This is a genomic window from Achromobacter spanius (genome assembly GCF_039673305.1).
GTDB lineage: Bacteria > Pseudomonadota > Gammaproteobacteria > Burkholderiales > Burkholderiaceae_B > Achromobacter > Achromobacter spanius_F.
In genome coordinates this window covers 60,242-80,571 of the sequence record NZ_JBDJLJ010000010.1, presented here as the reverse complement: position 1 = coordinate 80,571, position 20,330 = coordinate 60,242, and the positions used below count along the sequence as shown (strand labels likewise).

Here is a 20,330-nt window from a genome sequence, read left to right as displayed (position 1 = left end):
TTCCCATGGCTACCCCTTTGATTGACCTGCTCAAGCTGGACCATCCCGTCATCCAGGCGCCCATGGCCGGCGGTGCGACGACGGTGGACCTGGTGTCCGAGGCGTCGAAGGCGGGCGCCCTGGGATCACTGGGGGCCGCCTACATGAGCCCCGAGCAGATCGAGGCGGCGGCGGACGCGATCCGCGCCCGCACGCCGCGCCCGTTCGCCATCAACCTGTTCGCCACCGTGCCGGACGAACCCATGCAGGGCGACGCCGGGCGGATGCTGGCCCTGATGGCGCGCTACCACCAGCAGCTTGGCCTGCCGGCGCCCGAGGCGCCCGGGCCGCAGGCCGATCCCCTGCCCGCACAGATCGAGGCCATCCTGCGGGTGCGCCCCGCCGTCTTCAGTTTCACCTTCGGCCGCATCCCGGCCGATGCGCTGGCGCGCTGCCGCGAGCTGGGCATCCTGACCGTGGGCACCGCCACCACCGTCCGCGAGGCGGTCGCGCTGGAACAGGACGGGGTGGACGCCATCGTGGCGCAGGGCGCCGAAGCCGGCGGCCATCGCGGCACCTTCCTGGATGCATTCGATGCGTCCCTGATAGGCACGATGGCCCTGGTGCCGCAAGTGGCCGACGCCGTTTCGGTGCCGGTCATCGCGTCGGGCGGCATCATGGACGGGCGCGGCATCGCGGCCGCGCTGGCCCTGGGCGCCGACCTCGCTCAAATGGGGACGGCCTTCCTGACGACCGAAGAGTGCGGCATCAGCGACGCCTACAAGGCGGTCCTGCCCGCCTCGCGCTCCGAACAATCGCGGGTCACCCGGGCATTCTCCGGCCGGCCTGCCCGCGGCATCGCCAACGCCTTCATGCGCGACGCCGACGCCATTGCCGGGGACATCCTTCCCTATCCGCTGCAGAACGCCCTGACGCGCCCGATGCGCACCGCCGGGGGCAAGAGCGGCAATATCAATGTCCTGTCCCTCTGGGCGGGCCAGGGCGCTCCGCTGGCCCGCCGGGAGTCCACCGCGGACCTGATCCGGCGCCTGGCCCGGGAAACGGCCGCGGCGCAGGCACGCCGCTGACCCGCGACGCGCCGAAGGCCGGCGATCCGGCGGCCGGCGATCCGGCGGCCGGCGATCCGGCGGCCGGCGGCCCGGCGACCTGCGACCGGCGCCCCACACGCCCCCCGATTGTCCCTGAGGCCGAAAACACTGTTCCATGCACAGCGCATCGGATTGTGATTGCAAAGCGTCGGGCTACAATGGCGCCTCGCCGCCGGGAGCCTAGGCTCGATCTCGCCCCCGGCATCTGAGTAACAGGGCGCTTCCCGACGCAGCCTGTCATGGCTGCGCCGGCCTGGTTCTCTGTCCAGCGCGTCGACATGACGGCAGGGCAAGCTCCGCCGCCGAAACCCCCTTTCGTTGCCCATGCCCGCTCAAACCAGCAGCACCCCGGAATTCGCCCTGCGCCTGGAAGGTGTGGCGCTTGGCTACGGTGATTTCACCGTCTTGCGCGACATTTCCATGGACGTCCGGGCCGGCCAGGTGGTCGCCGTCATGGGCGGCTCCGGTTCCGGCAAGACCACGCTGTTGCGGGCGGCCACCGGCCAGATCACCGCGCAGCGGGGTCGCGTGCTGGCCTTCGGCCAGGACATCGGCCAGGCCACGCAAGACGAAGTCCAGGCCCTGCGCAAGCGCATGGGCGTGCTGTTCCAGCAGGGCGCGCTGTTCACCGACCTGAATGTCTTCGAAAACGTGGCCTTCCCGCTGCGCGAACACACCCGTCTCGATGAAGCCGAGGTCACCGAACGCGTCCTGGACAAGCTCGACGCCGTCGGCCTGCGCGCCGCCGCGCACCTGAAGGTGTCCGAAATCTCCGGCGGCATGTCCCGCCGGGTGGCGCTGGCCCGCGCCGTGGTGCTCGAACCCGAGCTCATCCTGTATGACGAGCCCTTCGCCGGCCTGGACCCGATCTCGCTGGGCATCACCGCCCGCCTGATCCGCAGTCTTGCCGACCGCCTGGGCTGCGCCTCGGTGCTGATCACGCACGATGTGCACGAATCCTTTGCGATCGCGGACCAGGTCTATCTGGTGGGCCGGAACCAGCTCGCCGCCGCCGGCACGCCGCAGACGCTGTCGGCTTCCGAAGACCCCTACGTGCAGCAATTCCTCAAGGGCGAGCCCGACGGCCCGGTCGCGTTCCAGTACCCCGAAACGCCGGCTTTCCAGAAGTGGCTGTCTGAACAGAAAAGGCGCAAGGCATGAGCGCATCCAACAACGCCGTCTCCGTGCTGGGCCACTGGGTGCGCACCCAGGTCGCCGGCATCGGTTACTTCACCCGGTTCTTCGGCGCCATGCTCGCCCGCAGCGGCATCGCGCTGTCGCGGCCGCGCCTGGTGTCCCAGCAGGTGCATTTCATCGGCAACTATTCGCTGCTGATCATCGCCGTGTCCGGCATGTTCGTGGGCTTCGTGCTGGGCCTGCAGGGCTACTACACGCTGAACCGCTACGGCTCCGAAGAGGCCCTGGGCCTGCTGGTGGCCCTGTCGCTGGTGCGCGAACTCGGCCCCGTCGTCACGGCGCTGCTGTTCGCGGGCCGGGCCGGCACCTCGCTCACCGCCGAAATCGGCCTGATGAAGGCCGGCGAACAGCTTTCGGCCATGGAGGTCATGGCCGTGGACCCGATACGCCGCGTGCTCGTGCCGCGCCTGTGGGGCGGCATCATCGCCATGCCCATCCTGGCGGCGGTGTTCTCCATGGTGGGCATCCTGGGCGGCTGGGTCGTGGGCGTACTGCTCATCGGCGTGGACGCCGGGGCCTTCTGGTCGCAGATGCAAAACGGGGTCGACGTCTGGAAGGACGTGGCCAACGGCGCCATCAAGAGCGTGGTGTTCGGCGTCACGGTGACCCTGGTGGCGCTCTACGAGGGCTGGCAGGCCAAGCCCACCCCTGAAGGCGTTGCCCGCGCCACCACGCGCACCGTGGTCGTGGGCTCCCTGGCGGTACTCGGGCTGGACTTCCTGCTCACCGCCTTGATGTTTGGAAATTGATACGGATCGATCATGTCACGCGAAAAAACCGACTTCTGGGTAGGCCTGTTTGTATTGCTGGGCGCGGTCGCGCTTGCTTTCCTGGCGTTGCGCGCCGGCAACTTGAGCACCTTTTCCTTCGCCCCGACCTATACGCTGACGGCCAACTTCGATAACGTAGGCGGCCTCAAGGTCCGCGCGCCGGTCAAGAGCGCCGGCGTCGTGGTGGGCCGGGTCGCCGGAATCTCCTTCGACGACAAGACCTTCCAGGCGATCGTTTCGGTCAACCTGGAGACGGCCTACCAGTTCCCCAAGGACTCCTCGGCCTCCATCCTGACCTCGGGACTGCTGGGCGAGCAATACCTGGGCCTGACCGCCGGCAGCGAAGAAGAGAACTTTGCCGACGGCGGCAAGATCCGCTACACGCAAAGCGCCGTGGTGCTGGAACAGTTGATCAGCCAGTTCCTGTACGGTTCGGCCGAGAAGCAGGGCTCGACCGCCGCGCCGGAACCGGCCGCCAAGTCGCCGGATTAAAGACAGCCGCGGAAAACGCCGTAACAACGCTGCGTCACAAGACCGCAATAAGATAAGAATTGTTGATAGGGATACCCGGAACATGAACAAGAAAGCGATTTCCCGTATTGCCACCGTCGCCGCGGCGGGCGCGTTGATGGCAGGCTGCGCCGCGCCGAAGAATCCGGATCCGCGCGACCCCTGGGAAGGCTTCAACCGGGGCGTCTACCAGTTCAACGATACGGTCGACCGCGCGGTGTTCAAGCCGGTCGCCCAGGCCTACACCTTTGTCACGCCGCAGCCGGTGCGCAGCTGCATCCACAACATTTTCAGCAACGTCGGCGACCTCTGGTCGGGCACCAACAGCTTTCTGCAGGGCCGCGGCCACGACTTCGTCAACACGCTGGGCCGGTTCCTCTTCAACACCACCATGGGCGTAGGCGGCTGCTTCGACGTCGCCTCCGCCAACGGCGCGCGCAAGATCCCCAACGATTTCGGCACCACGCTGGGCGTGTGGGGCTTCAGCCAGGGCCCGTACCTGGTGCTGCCGTTCTTCGGCGCGTCCAGCGTGCGCGACGGCATCGGCCTGGCGGGCGACTTCTACGGCACCACCTACGGCTACATGGGCGTGGACGCGATCGACAACGTCCGCCTGCGCAACTCGCTGTGGGGCCTGCGCATCGTGGATACGCGCGCCAACCTGCTCGACACCACCGACACGATCGACCGCGTCGCGCTGGACCCCTACAGCTTCGTGCGTGACGCCTTCCTGCAGCGCCGCGCCGCGATGGTGCTGGGCCACCGCGTGGACGACGAGTCGTCGCTGCCCAACTACGAGGACGACGGCGAGGACGATGCCCCCGCCACGCCCGCGCCCGCGCCGGCGCCGCAGCCCGCAACCAAGTAAGCTGCGGGATTGCGCTTTCGGTACTGAAGGAGATTTGATGCGTTTTTCCATTACCTCACTGCTGCAGCGACTGGTCTTCACGGGCCTGCTCGGGATGGCGGCCGCCACGGCGGCGCAAGCCAAGCCGGACCCCAACGGTCCGCCCGACCAGTTCGTGCTGGCCGCCGCCAACGAGACCCTCGACGTCCTGAAGGCCGACGGCGCGGTCAAGGCGGGCAACACCGCCCGCATCAACCAGGTCGTCGACCAGCACATCCTGCCGTACGTCAATTTCCAGAAGACGACGCGCCTGGCCGCGGGCCGCTACTGGCGCCAGGCCACCGACCAGCAGAAGACGGCCCTGGCCGAAGCCTTCCGCGGCACCCTGGTGCGCACCTATAGCGGCGCGCTGACCCGCGTGACGCCCGGCACCAGCATCACGGGGCTGCCCTTCCGCGGCGACGCCAAGGCCGACGATGTCGTCGTGCGCACACTGATCAACCAATCCAACAGCCAGCCGGTCGGCGTGGACTACCGCCTGGAGAAAACGCCCCAGGGCTGGAAGATCTACGACATGAACGTCGAAGGCATCTGGCTGATCGAGAACTACCGCAACCAGTTCGCGCAACAGATCAACCAGAACGGCATCGACGGCCTGATCCAGGCGCTGAACCAGCGCAACAAGTAACACTCCCGTCCAGGCTGCATCGGCCCGGCGCGCCCTTCGGGGACCGCCGGGCCGATTGTTTTGGGGACGCACCACTGCGCCGCCCCCACCGCCGCCGGGGCCATCACCGCTTGCCGTTACATCGCGCTTATATAATGGTCAATTCGCTCTTTTCGGGCCACCTTCCCCCGTCATGTCCGCCGTCAGCCTAGAAAACGTCTCCAAGATCTACTCGCCGCGCCAGCGCGGCTGGCAGAAGCTGCTCGGGCGCACGCCCGGTCCGGGCTTCCAGGCGCTGGACAACGTCAGCCTGAAGATCGAGCACGGAGAATTCTTCGGCCTGCTCGGGCCCAACGGCGCGGGCAAGACCACGCTGATCTCCATCTTGGCCGGCCTGGCGCACGCCACGGCGGGACGCGCCACGGTCTGTGGATACGACGTCGTGGCCGACTACAAGTCGGCACGGCGCGCCCTGGGCGTGGTGCCGCAAGAGTTGGTCTACGATCCCTTCTTCACGGTGCGCGAGACCCTGCGCATCCAGTCCGGCTATTTCGGCCTGCGCAAGAACGACGACTGGATCGACGAAATCCTGTTCAACCTGGGCCTGGCCGACAAGGCCAATTCCAACATGCGGGCGCTGTCCGGCGGCATGAAGCGCCGCGTGCTGGTGGCGCAGGCGCTGGTGCACCGCCCCCCCGTGATCGTCCTGGACGAGCCCACGGCGGGCGTTGACGTCGACCTGCGCCGCACGCTGTGGGAATTCATCTCGCGCCTGAACAAGGCTGGCCACACCATCATGCTCACCACCCACTACCTCGAGGAAGCGGAAGCGCTGTGCGGGCGCATCGCCATGCTCAAGGGCGGACGCATCGTGGCCCTGGACACGACGCAGGCCCTGCTGGCCCGGGTGGGCGGCGTGGACCTCGAAGACGCATTCGTGCGCATCATGCACCAGGACGACGAACCCGCCTCGCCGTCCCTGCAACCCGAAGAGATCTCGTCATGACCCAGCCCACCGCGACCGCCAGCCAGCCGCTGGTGCAGCCCCGCCTGGACGCGGGGTCTGGCTTCCCGACGCTCCTGCGCAAGGAATTGCTGCGCTTCTGGAAGGTCAGCTTCCAGACCATCGCCGCCCCCGTCATCACGGCGCTGCTGTACCTGCTGGTCTTCGCGCATGTCCTGGAAGGGCGCGTCACGGTGTACGGCACCGTTCCGTACACGTCGTTCCTGATCCCCGGGCTCATGATGATGAGCATGCTGCAGAACGCGTTCGCCAACCCGTCGTCGTCGCTCATCCAGAGCCGCATCACCGGCAACCTCGTGTTCATGCTGCTGCCGCCGCTGTCGCACCGGGACATCTTCGGCGCCTACGTGCTGGCGGCGATCGTGCGCGGCCTGGCGGTCGGGGTGTGCGTCTGGGTGGTCGCGCTGTTCTTCGTGCCGCTGGCGCCCGCGCATCCGCTGTGGGTGCTGCTGTTCGCCGTGCTGGCTTGCGGCATCATGGGCGTGCTGGGACTCGTGGCCGGCCTGTGGTCCGAAAAATTCGACCAACTCGCGGCTTTCCAGAACTTCCTGATCATGCCGGCCACCTTCCTGTCCGGCGTGTTCTATTCCATCCATACGCTGCCGCCTTTCTGGCAAAGCGTGTCCCACTGGAACCCCATCTTCTACACCATCGACGGATTCCGCTACGGATTCTTCTCGGTGTCGGACGTCTCCCCCTGGCACAGCCTGGCGGTGGTGACGGGGGTGTTCCTTGCGCTCTCGACTTATGCGCTGCGGCTTCTGGCCAGCGGCTACAAACTCAGGAACTGACGTCCATGCTTCCCACTCCCGCGCAAGTCCGCCAATACATCGCGGAAGGCCTGCCCTGTGAACATCTTGACGTGCAGGGCGACGGTTCGCACTTCGACGCAGTCATCGTCAGCGCCGCCTTCGAAGGCAAGCGCCTGATCCAGCGCCATCAACTGGTCTACGCCGCACTGGGCGACCGCATGAAGGCCGAGATCCACGCGCTGTCGATGCGCACCCTGACCCCTGCCGAATATCAGAAAGCAGGCGAATGATGGACAAGCTACGCATCACCGGCGGCGCGCGGCTGCACGGCGAGATCTCGATTTCCGGCGCCAAGAACTCGGCGCTGCCGATCCTGTGCGCGGGCCTCCTGACCGCCGACGCGCTGAGCCTGTCCAACGTGCCGCGCCTGAACGACACGGGCACCATGCTGCGCCTGCTGGCGCGCATGGGCATGCGCGCCGAACGCGGCGACGACGGCGTGGTCACGCTGCAGGCCGACAAGGTCGACAACCTGGAAGCGCCGTACGACCTGGTCAAGACCATGCGCGCGTCCATCCTGGTGCTGGGGCCGCTGGTCGCGCGCTTCGGCGAGGCCCGCGTCAGCCTGCCGGGCGGCTGCACCATCGGCCAGCGTCCGGTCGACCAGCACATCAAGGGCCTGGCCGCGCTGGGCGCTGAAATCAGCATCGAACACGGCTTCGTCGTGGCGCGCGCCAAGCGCCTGAAGGGCGCCTCCATCCGTACCGACATGGTCACGGTCACCGGCACGGAAAACCTGCTGATGGCCGCCGTCCTGGCCGAAGGCCAGACCGTGCTGGAGAACGCCGCGCGCGAACCTGAAGTCGTGGACCTGGCCGAACTGCTCATCAAGATGGGCGCACGCATCCAGGGCCACGGCACCGACCGCATCGTCATCGACGGCGTGGACCGCCTGCACGGCGCCGAGCACCGCGTCATCTCCGACCGCATCGAGGCCGGCACCTTCCTGTGCGCGGTGGGCGCGGCTGGCGGGGACATCCTGCTCAGGAACGTCGACGCCGGCATCCTGGGCGCCACGCTGGACAAGCTGGTCCAGGCGGGCCTGACCATCGAGACCGGCCCGGACTGGATCCGCGGCGCCATGTCCGCGCGTCCCAAGGCCGTGGGCTTTCGCACGCACGAGTATCCAGGCTTCGCCACCGACATGCAGGCCCAGCTCATGGCGCTGGACGCCGTGGCCGACGGCACGTCGGTCATCGTCGAGACCATCTTCGAAAACCGCTACATGCACGTGCAGGAACTGCGCCGCATGGGCGCCCAGATCGACATCGACGGCCACACCGCCGTCGTGCGCGGCGTGCCGCGCCTGTCGGGCGCCACGGTCATGGCCACCGACCTGCGCGCCTCGGCCAGCCTGGTCATCGCCGGCCTGGCCGCCGACGGCGACACGCTGGTCGACCGCATCTATCACCTGGATCGCGGCTACGATCAGATGGAAGTGAAACTGCGCGCCCTGGGCGCGGATATCCAACGAGTTACCGGCAAGGAACAGGCGCGATGAACAATGCCACCGTCACCCCGCTGACCCTGGCGTTGTCCAAGGGCCGCATCTTCGAAGAAACCATGCCGCTGCTGGCGGAAGCCGGCATCGAGGTCCCGGAGAATCCGGAAAGCTCGCGCAAGCTCATCCTGCCCACCAGCGACCCGGGCCTGCGCCTGATCATCGTGCGCGCCTCCGACGTGCCCACCTACGTGCAGTACGGCGCGGCCGACCTCGGCATCGCGGGCAAGGACGTGCTCATCGAGCATGCCAAGGAACAGCCCGGCGGCCTGTACCAGCCCATCGACCTGAACATCGCCAAGTGCCGCCTGGCCGTGGCCGTGCGCAACGGCTTCGACTACGACGCCGCCGTGCACCAGGGCGCGCGCCTGCGCGTGGCCACCAAGTACGTGCAGTCAGCCCGTGAACACTTCGCGGCCAAGGGTGTATACGTCGACATCATCAAGCTGTATGGTTCGATGGAACTGGCGCCGCTGGTCGGACTGGCCGACTGCATCGTGGACCTGGTGTCCACCGGCGGGACGCTGCGCGCCAACGATCTGGTCGCGGTCGAAGACGTCATGCCGATCTCGTCGCGCCTGATCGTCAACCAGGCCGCCCTGAAGACCCGAGGCGACCGCCTTCAACCGCTGCTGGACGCATTCGAAAGAGCCGCCTCCCGCAACGCCTGATTCCCGCCCGCCGCGCCCGGCGCGGCGGCCGTTACCCGCTTTGCTCCATGACGCCATGGCCCTGATCAATCGTCTCGACTCCCGCGATCCCGGATTCAAATCCGCCCTGTCCAAGCTGCTGGCCTTCGAGGCCACCGAGGACGAGTCCATCGACCGCGCCGCCGCCAACATCCTGGCGGATGTCCGCACGCGCGGCGACGCCGCGCTGGTGGAATACACGCAGCGCTTCGACCGCATGCCCGGCGCATCGGCCCATACGCTGGAAATCCCCAAGGCCGACTGGCACGCGGCCCTGGCCGCGCTGCCCGCCGCCCAGCGCAACGCGCTGGAAGCCGCCGCCGACCGCGTGCGGGCCTACCACGAGCGCCAGCGCGCCGAAACCTGGACCTACACGGAAGCCGACGGCACGCTGCTGGGCCAGCAGGTCACCCCCCTGGACCGCGTGGGCCTGTACGTGCCGGGCGGCAAGGCCGCCTATCCGTCGTCGGTGCTGATGAACGCGATCCCGGCCAAGGTCGCCGGCGTGCAGGAACTGGTCATGGTCACGCCCACCCCTGACGGCGTGCGCAATCCCATCGTGCTGGCCGCCGCCGCCATCGCCGGCGTGGACCGCGTGTTCGCCATCGGCGGCGCGCAAGCCGTGGGCGCGCTGGCCTACGGCACGGACACCGTGCCTGCCGTCGACAAGATCGTCGGCCCGGGCAACGCCTACGTGGCCGCGGCCAAGCGCCGCGTGTTCGGCGTGGTCGGCATCGACATGATCGCCGGGCCCAGCGAAATCCTGGTCATCTGCGACGGCAAGACGCCGGCCGACTGGATCGCCATGGATCTGTTCTCGCAAGCCGAACACGACGAGCTCGCCCAGTCCATCCTGCTGTGTCCCGACGCCGCCTTCATTGAAGAGGTCGAAGCGTCCATCGCCCGCCTCCTGCCCACGATGCCGCGCGCCGACATCCTGCGCGTCAGCCTGGCCAATCGCGGCGCGCTGATCCTGGTGCAAAGCCTGGAAGAAGCCTGCCAGATCGCCAACGACATCGCCCCCGAGCACCTGGAAATCTCCACGGAACAGCCCGAGGTCTGGACCGCCCGGATCCGCCACGCCGGCGCCATCTTCATGGGCCGCTTCAGTTCGGAAGCCCTGGGCGACTACTGCGCGGGTCCCAACCACGTGCTGCCCACCTCGCGCACGGCCCGATTCTCGTCGCCGCTGGGCGTGTACGACTTCCAGAAGCGCTCCAGCCTGATCCAGGTCTCGCATGCGGGCGCCCAGACGCTGGGCCGCATCGCCGCCGAACTGGCGCTGGGCGAAGGCCTGCAGGCGCACGCAGCCAGCGCCCAGTACCGGGTCGACAAGCCATGAGCCTGCCGGGCCGCCCCCAGGGCGAATACCGGGGTGCGCAGCACGAAGGCAGTCCAGCGCGCACGGTCCCCGCGGCCGACGTCGCCGGCCGCGTCAAAGGCACCGTCCGGGCCGACATCCTCGAACTGGCGGCTTACCCGGTCGCCCACGCCGAAGGCTGCATCAAGCTGGACGCGATGGAATGCCCGTACGAACTGCCCGAGGCCGTGCGCGACGATATCGCGCGCGCCGTCCGCGACACCCCGCTGAACCGCTATCCCTCCGCCGACCTGTCCGGGCTGCAGGCCGCCGTCAAGACGGCCTTCGGCATCCCCGACGCGGCGGACGTGCTCTTCGGCAACGGCTCGGACGAGCTCATCCACATCATGGTGCAGGCCTGCTGCAACCCCGGGGATGTGGTCCTGTCGCCCTGGCCGTCCTTCGTGTACTTCGACATGGCGGCGCGCTTCGACCACGCCCGCTTCGTCGGCGTGCCGCTGACGCATGATCTGACCCTGGATTTGCCCGCCATGCTGGCGGCGATCCGCGAACACCAGCCCAAAGTGGTGTTCCTGGCCACGCCCAACAACCCCACCGGCGGGCTGTGGTCGCCCGCGGACGTCGACGCCATCGTGCGCGCGGCGCCGGGTCTGGTGGTGCTGGACGAGGCCTACCAGCCGTTTGCCGGCCATACCTGGATGCCGGGCGTGCTGGACGCCCTCAACGTGGTGGTCATGCGCACCGTGTCCAAGATCGGCCTGGCGGGCCTGCGGTTCGGCTACCTGGCCGGCCATCCCGCCTGGATCGCCGAGCTGAACAAGGTCCGCCCGCCCTACAACCTGAACGTGCTGACCCAGGCAACGCTGCTGGCCGTGCTGCGCCACAAGTCCGTGCTGGACGAACAGGCCGCCCGGCTGCGCGCCGACCGCGAACCCCTGGCCGCGGCCCTCGCCCGACTGCCGGGCGTCAGGGTATTCCCTTCCGCCGCCAACTTCATACTCGCGCGCTTTTCCGGCAAGCTGGACGGCAACGCCGTGCATCTTGCCCTGAAAACGCGCAAAATATTGATTCGCAACTTCTCCAACGCCCACCCGCTGCTGGCCGACTGCCTGCGCATCTCGGTGGGCACCCCGGCCGAGAACGCCGCCTTGCTATCCGCCCTGCAAGAGATCTTGAGTGCTTAACATGCGTACCGCAGAAATCACCCGCAACACCAACGAAACCCGCATCCGCGTGGCCATCAACCTCGACGGCACCGGCAAGCAGACGATCGACACGGGCGTGCCGTTCCTGGACCACATGCTGGACCAGATCGCCCGCCACGGCCTGATCGACCTGGACATCAAGGCCGAGGGCGACCTGCACATCGACGCGCATCACACGGTGGAAGACGTGGGCATCACGCTGGGCATGGCGATCGCCAAGGCCGCCGGCACCAAGGCCGGCCTGCGCCGCTACGGCCACGCCTACGTGCCGCTGGACGAAGCGCTGTCGCGCGTGGTGGTGGACTTCTCCGGTCGTCCCGGCCTGGAATACCACATCCCCTTCACCCGGTCGCACATCGGCAGCTTCGACGTGGACCTCACGCGCGAATTCTTCCAGGGCCTGGTGAACCACGCGCTCATCACGATGCACATCGACAACCTGCGCGGCTTCAATTCGCACCACCAGGCGGAAACGGTCTTCAAGGCCTGTGGCCGCGCGCTGCGCATGGCCCTCGAAGTCGATCCCCGCATGGGCGACGTCGTGCCCTCCACCAAGGGCGTGCTGTAACGCCAATCAACACCGCATCGCACCAGGCAGACCGAAGTGACCACTATCGCCATCGTCGACTATGGAATGGGCAATTTCCATTCCGTCGCACGCGCCCTGAAATACGCCGCGCCTGACGCGGACATCCGCATCTGCAACCAGCCCCAGGAGATCGCCGCGGCCGACCGCGTCGTGTTTCCGGGCCAGGGCGCGATGGCGGACTGCATGCGCACCCTGAACGAATCCGGCCTGCGCGAAGCCGTCGTCCGCGCCGCTCGCGAAAAACCCCTGCTGGGCGTCTGCGTGGGCGAACAGATGCTGTTCGACGCCAGCGAAGAGGGCGCCACGACGTGCCTGGGTCTGTTCCCAGGCGTTGTGCGCCGCTTTTCCGGCCCGCGCTTCGCGGACCTGATCCCCGCCGACGACGCAGCCTGCCTGGCCGACACCGGCGCGGCAGGCCTGGCCGACACCCGCCCCGAGCTCCTCAAAGTGCCGCACATGGGATGGAACAAAGTCCGCCATACGCGCTCTCATCCGATCTGGGACGGCATTCCGGACGACTCGCACTTCTATTTCGTCCATAGCTACTACGCCGATCCGGCTGATCCGGGCCTGACTGTTGGTGAAACCGATTATGGCGTCGCCTTTACCTGCGCGGTGGCGGCAGCTAACATTTTCGCGGTGCAGTTCCACCCCGAAAAGAGCGCCGAGCACGGTTTGCGCCTGTATCGCAATTTTGTAGACTGGCAGCCGTAGGCCTAGAGCCTGCTAGCGCCAGCCCATTCAACCTTTCTATTTTTTTTCTGCCAACCATGCTGCTGATCCCCGCCATCGATCTCAAAGACGGGCGCTGCGTGCGCCTGCGCCAGGGTGACCTGGACGATGCAACGGTGTTCTCCGAAGACCCCGCCGCCATGGCCACCCGCTGGCTCGACCAAGGCGCCCGCCGCCTGCACCTGGTCGACCTGAACGGCGCCGTCGCCGGCAAACCGAAGAACGAAGCGCCCATCAAGGCGATCCTGGACGCCGTCGGCGACGACATCCCCGTCCAGATCGGCGGCGGCATCCGCGATCTCGACACCATCGAACGCTACCTCGACGCCGGCATCTCCTACGTGATCATCGGCACCGCCGCGGTCAAGAACCCGGGCTTCCTGCAGGACGCCTGCGGCGCCTTCCCCGGCCAGATCATCGTCGGCCTGGACGCCCGCGACGGCAAGATCGCCACCGACGGCTGGAGCAAGCTGACCCGCCACGACGTGCTCGACCTGGCCAAGAAGTTCGAAGACTACGGCTGCGAAGCCATCATCTACACCGACATCGGCCGCGACGGCATGTTGTCGGGCGTCAACGTCGAAGCCACGGTCCGCCTGGCCCAGCACGTGCGCATCCCCGTGTACGCATCGGGCGGCATCGCCGGCATCCAGGACATCGAAGCCCTGTGCGCCGTCGAGGAAGAGGGCGTCGAAGGCGCCATCCTGGGCCGCAGCATCTACGAAGGCACGCTCGACTTCCAGGCCGCGCAGGCGCGCGCCGACGAATTGGCAAAATGACCACATCCAGCAGCACCCCCGGGGCCGGCGCGCCCTTGCAGAACGCGCTGACCCGCCGCATCATCCCCTGCCTTGACGTCACGGCCGGCCGTGTCGTCAAGGGCGTGAACTTCGTCAACCTGCTCGACGCGGGCGACCCCGTCGAAATCGCCCGCCGCTACAACGAGCAGGGCGCCGACGAACTCACCTTCCTGGACATCACCGCCACCAGCGACGGCCGCGACCTGATCCTGCCCATCATCGAGCAGGTCGCGTCGCAGGTCTTCATCCCGCTGACGGTGGGCGGCGGCGTGCGCCAGGTGTCCGACATCCAGCGCCTGCTGAACGCCGGCGCCGACAAGATCAGCATCAACAGCGCCGCGGTCGCCAATCCCGATTTGGTCCGCGCTGCTTCGGACTATCACGGCTCGCAGTGCGTGGTGGTGGCCATCGACGCGCGCCGCGTCTCGGCGCCCGGAGAACCCGCACGCTGGGAAGTCTTCACCCATGGCGGCCGCAAGGCCACCGGGCTGGACGCCGTGGCCTGGGCGCGCCGCATGGCCGCCTACGGCGCCGGCGAAATCCTGCTCACCAGCATGGACCGCGACGGCACCAAGTCGGGCTTCGACCTGGAACTGACCCGCACGGTCTCCGACGCCGTGCCGGTGCCCGTCATCGCCTCCGGCGGCGTGGGCAACCTGCAGCACCTGGCCGACGGCGTCACCACGGGCCGCGCCAGCGCGGTGCTGGCCGCCAGCATCTTCCACTTTGGCCAGCATACCGTCGGCGAATGCAAGCGCTTCATGGCCGAACAAGGCATCGCCGTACGATTGGACTGATTATGAGCAACGAACCCGCCTGGCTGGCCGACGTCGTCTTCGACGAAAACGGCCTGATCCCCGCCATCGCCCAAGACGCCGAAAACGGCCAGATCATGATGGTGGCCTGGATGAACCGCGAATCCCTGTCCGAAACCGCCGCCACCGGCCGCGCGGTCTACTGGTCGCGCTCGCGCCAGCGCCTGTGGCGCAAGGGCGAAGAGTCCGGCCACGTCCAGGAAGTGCATGAACTGCGCCTGGACTGCGACGGCGACGTCATCCTGCTGAAGGTCCACCAGGAAGGCGGCATCGCCTGCCACACCGGCCGCGCAAGCTGCTTCTTCCGCCGCCTGGAAGGCCAGACCGACAAGGCCGCCTGGGTCACGGTGGATCCCGTGCTCAAAGACCCCGAGCTCATCTACAAATGACTGATCAAGCCCTGAGCGCGGCCGACGTCCTGGCCCGCATCGCAGACACCCTGGAAACCCGGCGCCCCGAAAACGGCGGCGATCCCAAGGCATCCTATTCGGCCAAGCTGCTGGCCAAGGGCCCCGACGCCTTCCTCAAGAAGATCGGGGAAGAGGCCACGGAACTGGTCATGGCCGCCAAGGACGGCGTGCCGGACCGCATCGTCAGCGAAACCGCCGATCTGTGGTTTCACTGCATGGTCGCGCTGACGCATTTCAACCTGCGGCCCGAAGACGTGCTGGCCGAGCTGGCCCGCCGCGAGGGCCTGTCGGGCCTGGCGGAAAAGGCAAGCCGCCCGCAAGACTGACCACGGAACGTACCAATGAGCGACAACTGCCTGTTTTGCAAGATCGCCACCGGCGACATCCCGTCCAAGAAGGTCTATGAAGACCAGGACTTTGTTGCATTCCACGATATCAATCCGGCCGCACCGGTGCATTTACTGCTGATTCCTCGACGTCATGTCACATCCATGCAGGATATTACGGGCGAGGACGCAGATTGGTTGGGTAGAATGATGTCGTTGGCGCCTCGGCTTGCCGCCGAGAACGGATGCCGTCCGGGCCCTGATGGCGGATTTCGCATCATGATCAATTCTGGCGTCGAAGGCGGCCAGGAAGTCCCGCATCTGCATTTCCACATCATCGGCGGCTCGCGACCCTGGAAAGGGCGCGTGGCCCCCACTGCGTAATTCGGAGAAACATCATGGGTAGTTTCAGCATTTGGCATTGGTTGGTCGTTCTGGTCATCGTCGCGCTCATCTTCGGCACCAAGAAGCTGCGCAACATCGGTGGCGATCTGGGTGGCGCCGTCAAGGGCTTCAAGGAAGGCATGAAAGAAGCCAACAGCGACAAGCCCGCTGAACCGATCGCGCAGCAGCGCGTCGCCGGCGACACCATCGACGTGCAGGCCAAGGAAAAGTCCAACTCCTGAGCGCAAGCCAGCCTCCCTCCGGGCCAGCCCTGAACGGGCCGGCCCTCATTGCTTCAATTCCCGAGCGGCCGTCGAATGTTTGATGTCAGCCTCACTGAACTGATGGTGATCGGCGTCGTCGCCCTGATCGTCATCGGCCCCGAACGCCTCCCCAAGGTGGCCCGCACCGTCGGCCACCTGCTCGGGCGCGCGCAGCGTTACGTCAACGACGTCAAGTCCGATATCCAGCGTGAAATCGAACTCGACGAACTGCGCAAGTTCAAGTCCGAAATGGAAGACGCCGCCCAAGGCGTGCAGCAGTCGCTGAACGAAACGCAGGCCTCGCTTCAAGAGCCCGTGCAGCAGTTCCGCGCGGAACTCGACGAAGTCGCCCGCGAAGCCAGCGGCAAGGCCGCGCCGGCCGCCACGGCGGAAACGCCCGCCGACCCCGCGCGCACCATTGCCCCACCGGGCCAGAACCACAATCTGGACCTGGACCTGCCCGCCGCGGAGCCCGCGCCCGTTCCGGCCGCCGCCCCACAACAACCCGCCCCGGCGCCCAGCGCGCCCAAGGCTGACGACGCCGCGCCCGCCGCCAAGCCCGTCTTGCCCTCCGGAACACCGTCGTGACCCAGGACGCATCCCAAGAAGAAGGCCAGCAGGAGACTTTCATCTCCCATCTGGTCGAGCTGCGCACCCGCCTGCTGCGCGCCGTCGGCGCGGTGGTGGCCGTGTTCGTCGTGCTGTTCATCTATCCCGGCGCCTCCGCCATCTATGACGTGCTGGCCGCCCCCATGCTGGCCTCGCTGCCCGAAGGCACGCGCATGATCGCCACGGGCGTCATCACGCCCTTCATGGTGCCGGTCAAGGTCACGATGATGGCCGCGTTCATCGTGGCGCTGCCCGTGGTGCTGTACCAGGCCTGGGCCTTCGTGGCGCCCGGCCTGTACCGGCATGAAAAGCGCCTGGCGCTGCCGCTGATCGTCTCCAGCACGTTCCTGTTCATCGCGGGCATGGCGTTTTGCTATTTCGTGGTGTTCCGCACGGTGTTCCACTTCATCGCCACCTTCGCGCCGCAGTCCATCACGCCGGCGCCGGACATCGAGGCCTACCTGAGCTTCGTCATGACGATGTTCATGGCGTTCGGCATCACCTTCGAGGTGCCCGTGGCCGTCGTGCTGCTGGTGAAAATGGGCGTGGTCGAACTGTCCAAGCTCAAGGCCGCGCGCGGCTACGTGGTGGTCGGGGCCTTCATCATCGCCGCGGTGGTCACGCCGCCCGATGTGGTCAGCCAGTTCATGCTGGCGGTCCCGCTGTGCCTGCTCTATGAAGTCGGGCTGATCTGCGCCCGCATGGTCACGCCCAAAGAGGGCGCCGCGGACGGCGCGGCCTCGGATTCGTTGACCGAACGCCACTGAGTCCGGTAGCGGGGCCGCCGCAAGGTTGTCCCGCCCGAAACCCCTGGCCCGGGGCAAAGTAAGACCGATTCACGCTTGTTCAAGCCTGGCTGCAATCCTACATTGCAGTCATGTCGCTCTCCCAAAGACTGCAAACCCTGATGCGGTGGCGCGGAATCCGCAGCCAGCACCAGCTCGCGCGCCTCTCAGGCGTGCCGCAGTCCTGCATTCACCGCATTCTTACCCGCGCAGACCGCTATTCGCCATCGCGCGCCACCCTGGTGCGCCTGGCGCGGGCGCTCGATACCAGCGTGCCCTGGCTGACCGACGGGGTGACGCCCGCGTCCGATCCCGCCGCCGGCCGCGCGTCCCGCGTCCTGCCCACCGCTTCCGGGAACGTCGACGGCTACTGTGCCGAAATCTGCGCCCAACTGAGCCACCAGCCCGACAGCATCAAAAGGCAGGTCCTGGCGCTGGTGCGCCTGATTTCAACCCCAAGCAAACCGCCTGGCGGCCAGCCCGAAGCAGGCGCCGGGCGGGCCTAGCGCGGCTTGCCCGGCCGCGTGCCCACCACCACGGCCAGCTCCGCGGGCTTGCCGGCGCGAAGGATGCCCAGCGTCGCGCGCTGCCCCGGGGGCAGCTGCGCGATCTCCGCCAGCAGGCCGGTGGTGTCCGTCACGCGCTTGCCGTTCACCGACTGCACGATGTCGCCCACGCGCAGGCCTCCCCGCCCACCCGGGCCGTCGCGCATGACGCCGGCGATAATCACGCCCGTGGCGTCGCGGTCCAGCTCGAAGGCCCGCGCCAGTTCGGGCGTCATGTCCTGCGGCTCCACGCCCAGCCAGCCGCGCTTGACGCCCCCGGTCTTGACGATCTCGTCCATGACCTTGCGCGCGATCTCGATGGGCGTCGCAAAGCCGATGCCCATCGATCCGCCCGATTCGGAGTAGATGGCGGTATTGATGCCCACCAGGTTGCCGTGGGCATCGATCAGCGCGCCGCCCGAATTGCCCGGATTGATCGCCGCGTCGGTCTGGATGAAGCTCTCGTAAGTGTTCAGGCCCAGGCCGTTGCGGCCCAGCGCGGACACGATGCCCTGCGTGGTGGTCTGGCCCACCCCGAACGGATTGCCGATCGCCAGGACGACGTCGCCCACGCGCAAGCCCCGGTCGGGCGCCAGCGTCGCGGCCGGCAGGGACCGCAGCGTCGCCAGCTTGAGCACCGCCAGGTCGGTATCCGGATCCGCGCCCACCACCTTGGCAGTGTCGCGGCGGCCGTCCTTCAGCGCGACCTCGATCGCATCGGCGGCCTGCACCACGTGATAGTTGGTCAGCACGTAGCCGTCCTGGTTCACGATCACCCCGGAACCCAGGCTGGTCGACGCTTCCCGGCGGCTCACGCCCGGCAACTGGCCGAAGAACTGGCGCAGCACCGGGTCGTCGGGCAGGGGAACCAGGGGTACGTTCACGTGCTTGGTGGTGAACACGTTGACGACCGACGGCGCCGCGCGCGCCACGCCGTCCGCATACGACACCGCCCCCATGTCCCGCCCTGCGGGCGGACGTCCGTTCGCGGCCTGCTGGGCCGTCGCCGGCCCGCCCAGGCGCAGCAGGTCGGGCCGCAAAGTCGTCACCACGAATAGAATAGCCAGGCAGACCGTGACGGCCTGAGCAAAGATCAGCCAATATCGGCGCATGTTTCTGATAGGACTAGCAATGAGTAAAGTGGACTCCCGCGTCCTGGCCAACTGGCTGGACGACACCCTGCAGGCAGCCCGTTTCAAGGACTACTGTCCCAACGGGATGCAGGTGGAAGGCCGATCCGAGGTCGGACACATTATCACCGGTGTCACGGCCAGCGAGGCATTGCTGCGCGCGGCCGTCGAACGCGGGGCGGATGCGGTGCTGGTGCATCACGGCTGGATGTGGCGCAATGAAGACCGCCGGGTCATCGGCACGCGCCGCACGCGCATGGCCCTGGCCCTGAAGAACGACCTGAACCTGTACGCCTACCATCTGCCGCTGGACGCGCATCCCACGCTGGGCAACAACGCCCAGCTGGCACGCGTGCTGGGCCTTGCGCCCGCGCGCCGCGACGACGGTTCCCCGCTGACTTGCGGGCAGGACAGCCTGGTCTGGCTGGGCGAGGCCCCCGGCCTGCAGACGCTGGGCCAGCTAGGCGCCCAGGTGGCCCGGCGCCTGGGCCGCCCGCCGCTCGTCGTGGGCGACCCGGACCTGCCGCTGGCGCGGATCGCGTGGTGCACGGGCGGGGCGCAGGGCATGCTGGCCGACGCGGTCGACGCAGGCGCCACCGCCTACATCACGGGCGAAGTCTCGGAATCCACGGTCCATCTGGCGCGCGAAACCGGCGTGGGCTTCATCGCCGCAGGCCACCATGCCACCGAACGCTATGGCGTCCAGGCGCTTGGCCAGGCCGTGGCCGAGCAATTCGGCATCAAGGTCGAATACGTGGACATCGATAATCCCGCATAGGGACGCCGATAATGCCCGCAACGCGCGGGTCATGCAAAAAAGCGCCCCGCGGGGCGCTTTTTCATTATGGCTTCTTGAGCAAGTCGCGGATTTCGCGCAGCAGCGCCACGTCTTCGGGCGTCTTGGCCGGCGCGGCTTCCTCCGGCTTGTTGCGGGCCTTGTAGATGGCCTTGACCATCCAGAAGATCACGAAAGCCAGCAACACGAAATTAATGATGATCGTGACGAAGTTGCCCCAGGCAAAGACGTTGGCGCCCGCCTTGGTCAGTTCCGCGTAGGTCATCGGGCCGTTGTAGCCCGCCGGCATCGACAGCACGAGGAATTTATTCGAAAAATCGACCGATCCGCCCAGCACGAAATTGACCAGCGGCATGACGATGTCCCTGACCAGGGAGTCGACGATCCTGCCAAACGCGGCGCCGATAATGACACCGACGGCCAGGTCGACCGCGTTGCCCTTGACGGCGAAATCTCGAAATTCTTTGACGAAACCAGTCGCTTTGCTCATAAAAACCACTCCATTCGTGATACGC

The 20,330-nt window shown here is 67.3% G+C and carries 27 protein-coding genes; 25 read left to right on the top strand and 2 right to left on the bottom strand.

All coding sequences use genetic code 11. The features are described from left to right. Nucleotides 1-5 precede the first annotated feature (5 nt). From ABE485_RS11470 to ABE485_RS11355, 24 genes are all read left to right on the top strand, one after another. Nucleotides 6-1,067, top strand: coding sequence for an NAD(P)H-dependent flavin oxidoreductase (locus ABE485_RS11470; RefSeq protein WP_346515419.1), 1,062 nt, complete (start codon nucleotides 6-8; stop codon nucleotides 1,065-1,067). Between the two features lie 345 nt (nucleotides 1,068-1,412). Continuing rightward, nucleotides 1,413-2,249, top strand: a complete 837-nt coding sequence (locus ABE485_RS11465) for an ABC transporter ATP-binding protein (protein ID WP_346515418.1) — start codon at nucleotides 1,413-1,415, stop codon at nucleotides 2,247-2,249. Continuing rightward, on the top strand, nucleotides 2,246-3,034 hold the full coding sequence (mlaE, locus tag ABE485_RS11460) for a lipid asymmetry maintenance ABC transporter permease subunit MlaE (RefSeq protein ID WP_346515417.1): 789 nt from the start codon (nucleotides 2,246-2,248) through the stop codon (nucleotides 3,032-3,034). Before ABE485_RS11465 ends, mlaE begins: the two co-directional genes overlap by 4 nt. Before the next feature lie 12 nt (nucleotides 3,035-3,046). Next, nucleotides 3,047-3,547, top strand: coding sequence for an outer membrane lipid asymmetry maintenance protein MlaD (mlaD, locus tag ABE485_RS11455; RefSeq protein WP_346515416.1), 501 nt, complete (start codon nucleotides 3,047-3,049; stop codon nucleotides 3,545-3,547). A gap of 82 nt (nucleotides 3,548-3,629) precedes the next feature. Continuing rightward, a complete protein-coding gene (locus tag ABE485_RS11450) occupies nucleotides 3,630-4,433 on the top strand; it encodes an MlaA family lipoprotein (RefSeq protein ID WP_346515415.1) in 804 nt (267 codons plus the stop codon). A 37-nt stretch (nucleotides 4,434-4,470) separates the two neighbouring features. Then, entirely contained in the window at nucleotides 4,471-5,100 is a 630-nt protein-coding gene (locus ABE485_RS11445; RefSeq protein ID WP_346515414.1) for an MlaC/ttg2D family ABC transporter substrate-binding protein, read from the top strand. 172 nt (nucleotides 5,101-5,272) lie between these two features. Next, complete coding sequence (locus ABE485_RS11440; protein WP_346515413.1) at nucleotides 5,273-6,085, top strand: ABC transporter ATP-binding protein; 813 nt, start codon at nucleotides 5,273-5,275, stop codon at nucleotides 6,083-6,085. Beyond that, complete coding sequence (locus ABE485_RS11435; protein WP_346515412.1) at nucleotides 6,082-6,894, top strand: ABC transporter permease; 813 nt, start codon at nucleotides 6,082-6,084, stop codon at nucleotides 6,892-6,894. The genes ABE485_RS11440 and ABE485_RS11435 overlap by 4 nt, the downstream gene beginning before the upstream one ends. Nucleotides 6,895-6,899: 5 nt before the next feature. Then, complete coding sequence (locus tag ABE485_RS11430) at nucleotides 6,900-7,145, top strand: BolA family protein (RefSeq protein WP_008160436.1); 246 nt, start codon at nucleotides 6,900-6,902, stop codon at nucleotides 7,143-7,145. Next, nucleotides 7,145-8,416 (top strand): UDP-N-acetylglucosamine 1-carboxyvinyltransferase, encoded by a 1,272-nt coding sequence (gene murA / locus ABE485_RS11425; RefSeq protein ID WP_346515490.1) that lies wholly within the window; start codon nucleotides 7,145-7,147, stop codon nucleotides 8,414-8,416. The genes ABE485_RS11430 and murA overlap by 1 nt, the downstream gene beginning before the upstream one ends. Further along, complete coding sequence (gene hisG, locus ABE485_RS11420; RefSeq protein WP_346515411.1) at nucleotides 8,413-9,087, top strand: ATP phosphoribosyltransferase; 675 nt, start codon at nucleotides 8,413-8,415, stop codon at nucleotides 9,085-9,087. Before murA ends, hisG begins: the two co-directional genes overlap by 4 nt. A 55-nt stretch (nucleotides 9,088-9,142) precedes the next feature. Then, nucleotides 9,143-10,447 (top strand): histidinol dehydrogenase, encoded by a 1,305-nt coding sequence (gene hisD / locus ABE485_RS11415; protein WP_346515410.1) that lies wholly within the window; start codon nucleotides 9,143-9,145, stop codon nucleotides 10,445-10,447. Then, nucleotides 10,444-11,610, top strand: a complete 1,167-nt coding sequence (hisC, locus tag ABE485_RS11410; RefSeq protein ID WP_346515409.1) for a histidinol-phosphate transaminase — start codon at nucleotides 10,444-10,446, stop codon at nucleotides 11,608-11,610. Before hisD ends, hisC begins: the two co-directional genes overlap by 4 nt. 1 nt (nucleotide 11,611) lies before the next feature. After that, entirely contained in the window at nucleotides 11,612-12,199 is a 588-nt protein-coding gene (gene hisB / locus ABE485_RS11405) for an imidazoleglycerol-phosphate dehydratase HisB (protein ID WP_008160445.1), read from the top strand. A gap of 36 nt (nucleotides 12,200-12,235) precedes the next feature. Continuing rightward, nucleotides 12,236-12,934 carry an imidazole glycerol phosphate synthase subunit HisH gene (locus tag ABE485_RS11400; RefSeq protein WP_346515408.1) on the top strand — a complete coding sequence of 233 codons (699 nt, stop codon included), beginning with the start codon at nucleotides 12,236-12,238 and terminating at the stop codon, nucleotides 12,932-12,934. 56 nt (nucleotides 12,935-12,990) lie between these two features. Next, nucleotides 12,991-13,731: a 1-(5-phosphoribosyl)-5-[(5-phosphoribosylamino)methylideneamino]imidazole-4-carboxamide isomerase gene (gene hisA, locus ABE485_RS11395; RefSeq protein ID WP_006224535.1), complete on the top strand. Its 741-nt coding sequence runs from the start codon at nucleotides 12,991-12,993 to the stop codon at nucleotides 13,729-13,731. Next, on the top strand, nucleotides 13,728-14,549 hold the full coding sequence (gene hisF, locus ABE485_RS11390; RefSeq protein ID WP_346515407.1) for an imidazole glycerol phosphate synthase subunit HisF: 822 nt from the start codon (nucleotides 13,728-13,730) through the stop codon (nucleotides 14,547-14,549). The genes hisA and hisF overlap by 4 nt, the downstream gene beginning before the upstream one ends. 2 nt (nucleotides 14,550-14,551) lie before the next feature. Beyond that, nucleotides 14,552-14,956 carry a phosphoribosyl-AMP cyclohydrolase gene (hisI, locus tag ABE485_RS11385; protein WP_346515406.1) on the top strand — a complete coding sequence of 135 codons (405 nt, stop codon included), beginning with the start codon at nucleotides 14,552-14,554 and terminating at the stop codon, nucleotides 14,954-14,956. Further along, entirely contained in the window at nucleotides 14,953-15,303 is a 351-nt protein-coding gene (locus ABE485_RS11380; RefSeq protein ID WP_346515405.1) for a phosphoribosyl-ATP diphosphatase, read from the top strand. Before hisI ends, ABE485_RS11380 begins: the two co-directional genes overlap by 4 nt. A 15-nt stretch (nucleotides 15,304-15,318) precedes the next feature. Beyond that, on the top strand, nucleotides 15,319-15,687 hold the full coding sequence (locus ABE485_RS11375; protein WP_346515404.1) for a histidine triad nucleotide-binding protein: 369 nt from the start codon (nucleotides 15,319-15,321) through the stop codon (nucleotides 15,685-15,687). 14 nt (nucleotides 15,688-15,701) lie between these two features. After that, on the top strand, nucleotides 15,702-15,929 hold the full coding sequence (tatA, locus tag ABE485_RS11370; RefSeq protein WP_346515403.1) for a Sec-independent protein translocase subunit TatA: 228 nt from the start codon (nucleotides 15,702-15,704) through the stop codon (nucleotides 15,927-15,929). Nucleotides 15,930-16,004: 75 nt separating this feature from the next. Next, on the top strand, nucleotides 16,005-16,538 hold the full coding sequence (gene tatB, locus ABE485_RS11365) for a Sec-independent protein translocase protein TatB (RefSeq protein ID WP_346515402.1): 534 nt from the start codon (nucleotides 16,005-16,007) through the stop codon (nucleotides 16,536-16,538). After that, the gene (gene tatC / locus ABE485_RS11360; protein ID WP_346515401.1) at nucleotides 16,535-17,326 is read left to right on the top strand and encodes a twin-arginine translocase subunit TatC; all 792 of its coding nucleotides are present in this window, start codon (nucleotides 16,535-16,537) and stop codon (nucleotides 17,324-17,326) included. Before tatB ends, tatC begins: the two co-directional genes overlap by 4 nt. A 110-nt stretch (nucleotides 17,327-17,436) precedes the next feature. Continuing rightward, nucleotides 17,437-17,850 (top strand): helix-turn-helix domain-containing protein, encoded by a 414-nt coding sequence (locus tag ABE485_RS11355; RefSeq protein WP_346515400.1) that lies wholly within the window; start codon nucleotides 17,437-17,439, stop codon nucleotides 17,848-17,850. Here the strand turns inward: ABE485_RS11355 and ABE485_RS11350 are convergent. Beyond that, on the bottom strand, nucleotides 17,847-19,001 hold the full coding sequence (locus ABE485_RS11350) for a trypsin-like peptidase domain-containing protein (protein WP_346515399.1): 1,155 nt from the start codon (nucleotides 18,999-19,001) through the stop codon (nucleotides 17,847-17,849). The two genes, ABE485_RS11355 and ABE485_RS11350, sit on opposite strands and share 4 nt — an antisense overlap. Before the next feature lie 19 nt (nucleotides 19,002-19,020). On the opposite strand from ABE485_RS11350, the gene ABE485_RS11345 reads away from it, so the two are divergent. Beyond that, entirely contained in the window at nucleotides 19,021-19,797 is a 777-nt protein-coding gene (locus tag ABE485_RS11345; protein WP_346515398.1) for a Nif3-like dinuclear metal center hexameric protein, read from the top strand. A gap of 64 nt (nucleotides 19,798-19,861) precedes the next feature. On the opposite strand, the gene mscL is transcribed toward ABE485_RS11345, so the two are convergent. Beyond that, nucleotides 19,862-20,305 carry a large conductance mechanosensitive channel protein MscL gene (gene mscL / locus ABE485_RS11340; RefSeq protein ID WP_346515397.1) on the bottom strand — a complete coding sequence of 148 codons (444 nt, stop codon included), beginning with the start codon at nucleotides 20,303-20,305 and terminating at the stop codon, nucleotides 19,862-19,864. Nucleotides 20,306-20,330 lie beyond the last annotated feature (25 nt).

Bases quoted from the DNA above. Each gene is read 5' to 3' on its own strand.
- ABE485_RS11470 (WP_346515419.1), top strand. From the start codon at position 6: ATGGCTACCCCTTTGATTGACCTGCTCAAGCTGGACCATCCCGTCATC.
- ABE485_RS11465 (WP_346515418.1), top strand. From the start codon at position 1,413: ATGCCCGCTCAAACCAGCAGCACCCCGGAATTCGCCCTGCGCCTGGAA.
- mlaE (WP_346515417.1), top strand. From the start codon at position 2,246: ATGAGCGCATCCAACAACGCCGTCTCCGTGCTGGGCCACTGGGTGCGC.
- mlaD (WP_346515416.1), top strand. From the start codon at position 3,047: ATGTCACGCGAAAAAACCGACTTCTGGGTAGGCCTGTTTGTATTGCTG.
- ABE485_RS11450 (WP_346515415.1), top strand. From the start codon at position 3,630: ATGAACAAGAAAGCGATTTCCCGTATTGCCACCGTCGCCGCGGCGGGC.
- ABE485_RS11445 (WP_346515414.1), top strand. From the start codon at position 4,471: ATGCGTTTTTCCATTACCTCACTGCTGCAGCGACTGGTCTTCACGGGC.
- ABE485_RS11440 (WP_346515413.1), top strand. From the start codon at position 5,273: ATGTCCGCCGTCAGCCTAGAAAACGTCTCCAAGATCTACTCGCCGCGC.
- ABE485_RS11435 (WP_346515412.1), top strand. From the start codon at position 6,082: ATGACCCAGCCCACCGCGACCGCCAGCCAGCCGCTGGTGCAGCCCCGC.
- ABE485_RS11430 (WP_008160436.1), top strand. From the start codon at position 6,900: ATGCTTCCCACTCCCGCGCAAGTCCGCCAATACATCGCGGAAGGCCTG.
- murA (WP_346515490.1), top strand. From the start codon at position 7,145: ATGGACAAGCTACGCATCACCGGCGGCGCGCGGCTGCACGGCGAGATC.
- hisG (WP_346515411.1), top strand. From the start codon at position 8,413: ATGAACAATGCCACCGTCACCCCGCTGACCCTGGCGTTGTCCAAGGGC.
- hisD (WP_346515410.1), top strand. From the start codon at position 9,143: ATGGCCCTGATCAATCGTCTCGACTCCCGCGATCCCGGATTCAAATCC.
- hisC (WP_346515409.1), top strand. From the start codon at position 10,444: ATGAGCCTGCCGGGCCGCCCCCAGGGCGAATACCGGGGTGCGCAGCAC.
- hisB (WP_008160445.1), top strand. From the start codon at position 11,612: ATGCGTACCGCAGAAATCACCCGCAACACCAACGAAACCCGCATCCGC.
- hisA (WP_006224535.1), top strand. From the start codon at position 12,991: ATGCTGCTGATCCCCGCCATCGATCTCAAAGACGGGCGCTGCGTGCGC.
- hisF (WP_346515407.1), top strand. From the start codon at position 13,728: ATGACCACATCCAGCAGCACCCCCGGGGCCGGCGCGCCCTTGCAGAAC.
- hisI (WP_346515406.1), top strand. From the start codon at position 14,552: ATGAGCAACGAACCCGCCTGGCTGGCCGACGTCGTCTTCGACGAAAAC.
- ABE485_RS11380 (WP_346515405.1), top strand. From the start codon at position 14,953: ATGACTGATCAAGCCCTGAGCGCGGCCGACGTCCTGGCCCGCATCGCA.
- ABE485_RS11375 (WP_346515404.1), top strand. From the start codon at position 15,319: ATGAGCGACAACTGCCTGTTTTGCAAGATCGCCACCGGCGACATCCCG.
- tatA (WP_346515403.1), top strand. From the start codon at position 15,702: ATGGGTAGTTTCAGCATTTGGCATTGGTTGGTCGTTCTGGTCATCGTC.
- tatB (WP_346515402.1), top strand. From the start codon at position 16,005: ATGTTTGATGTCAGCCTCACTGAACTGATGGTGATCGGCGTCGTCGCC.
- ABE485_RS11355 (WP_346515400.1), top strand. From the start codon at position 17,437: ATGTCGCTCTCCCAAAGACTGCAAACCCTGATGCGGTGGCGCGGAATC.
- ABE485_RS11350 (WP_346515399.1), bottom strand. From the start codon at position 19,001: ATGCGCCGATATTGGCTGATCTTTGCTCAGGCCGTCACGGTCTGCCTG.
- ABE485_RS11345 (WP_346515398.1), top strand. From the start codon at position 19,021: ATGAGTAAAGTGGACTCCCGCGTCCTGGCCAACTGGCTGGACGACACC.
- mscL (WP_346515397.1), bottom strand. From the start codon at position 20,305: ATGAGCAAAGCGACTGGTTTCGTCAAAGAATTTCGAGATTTCGCCGTC.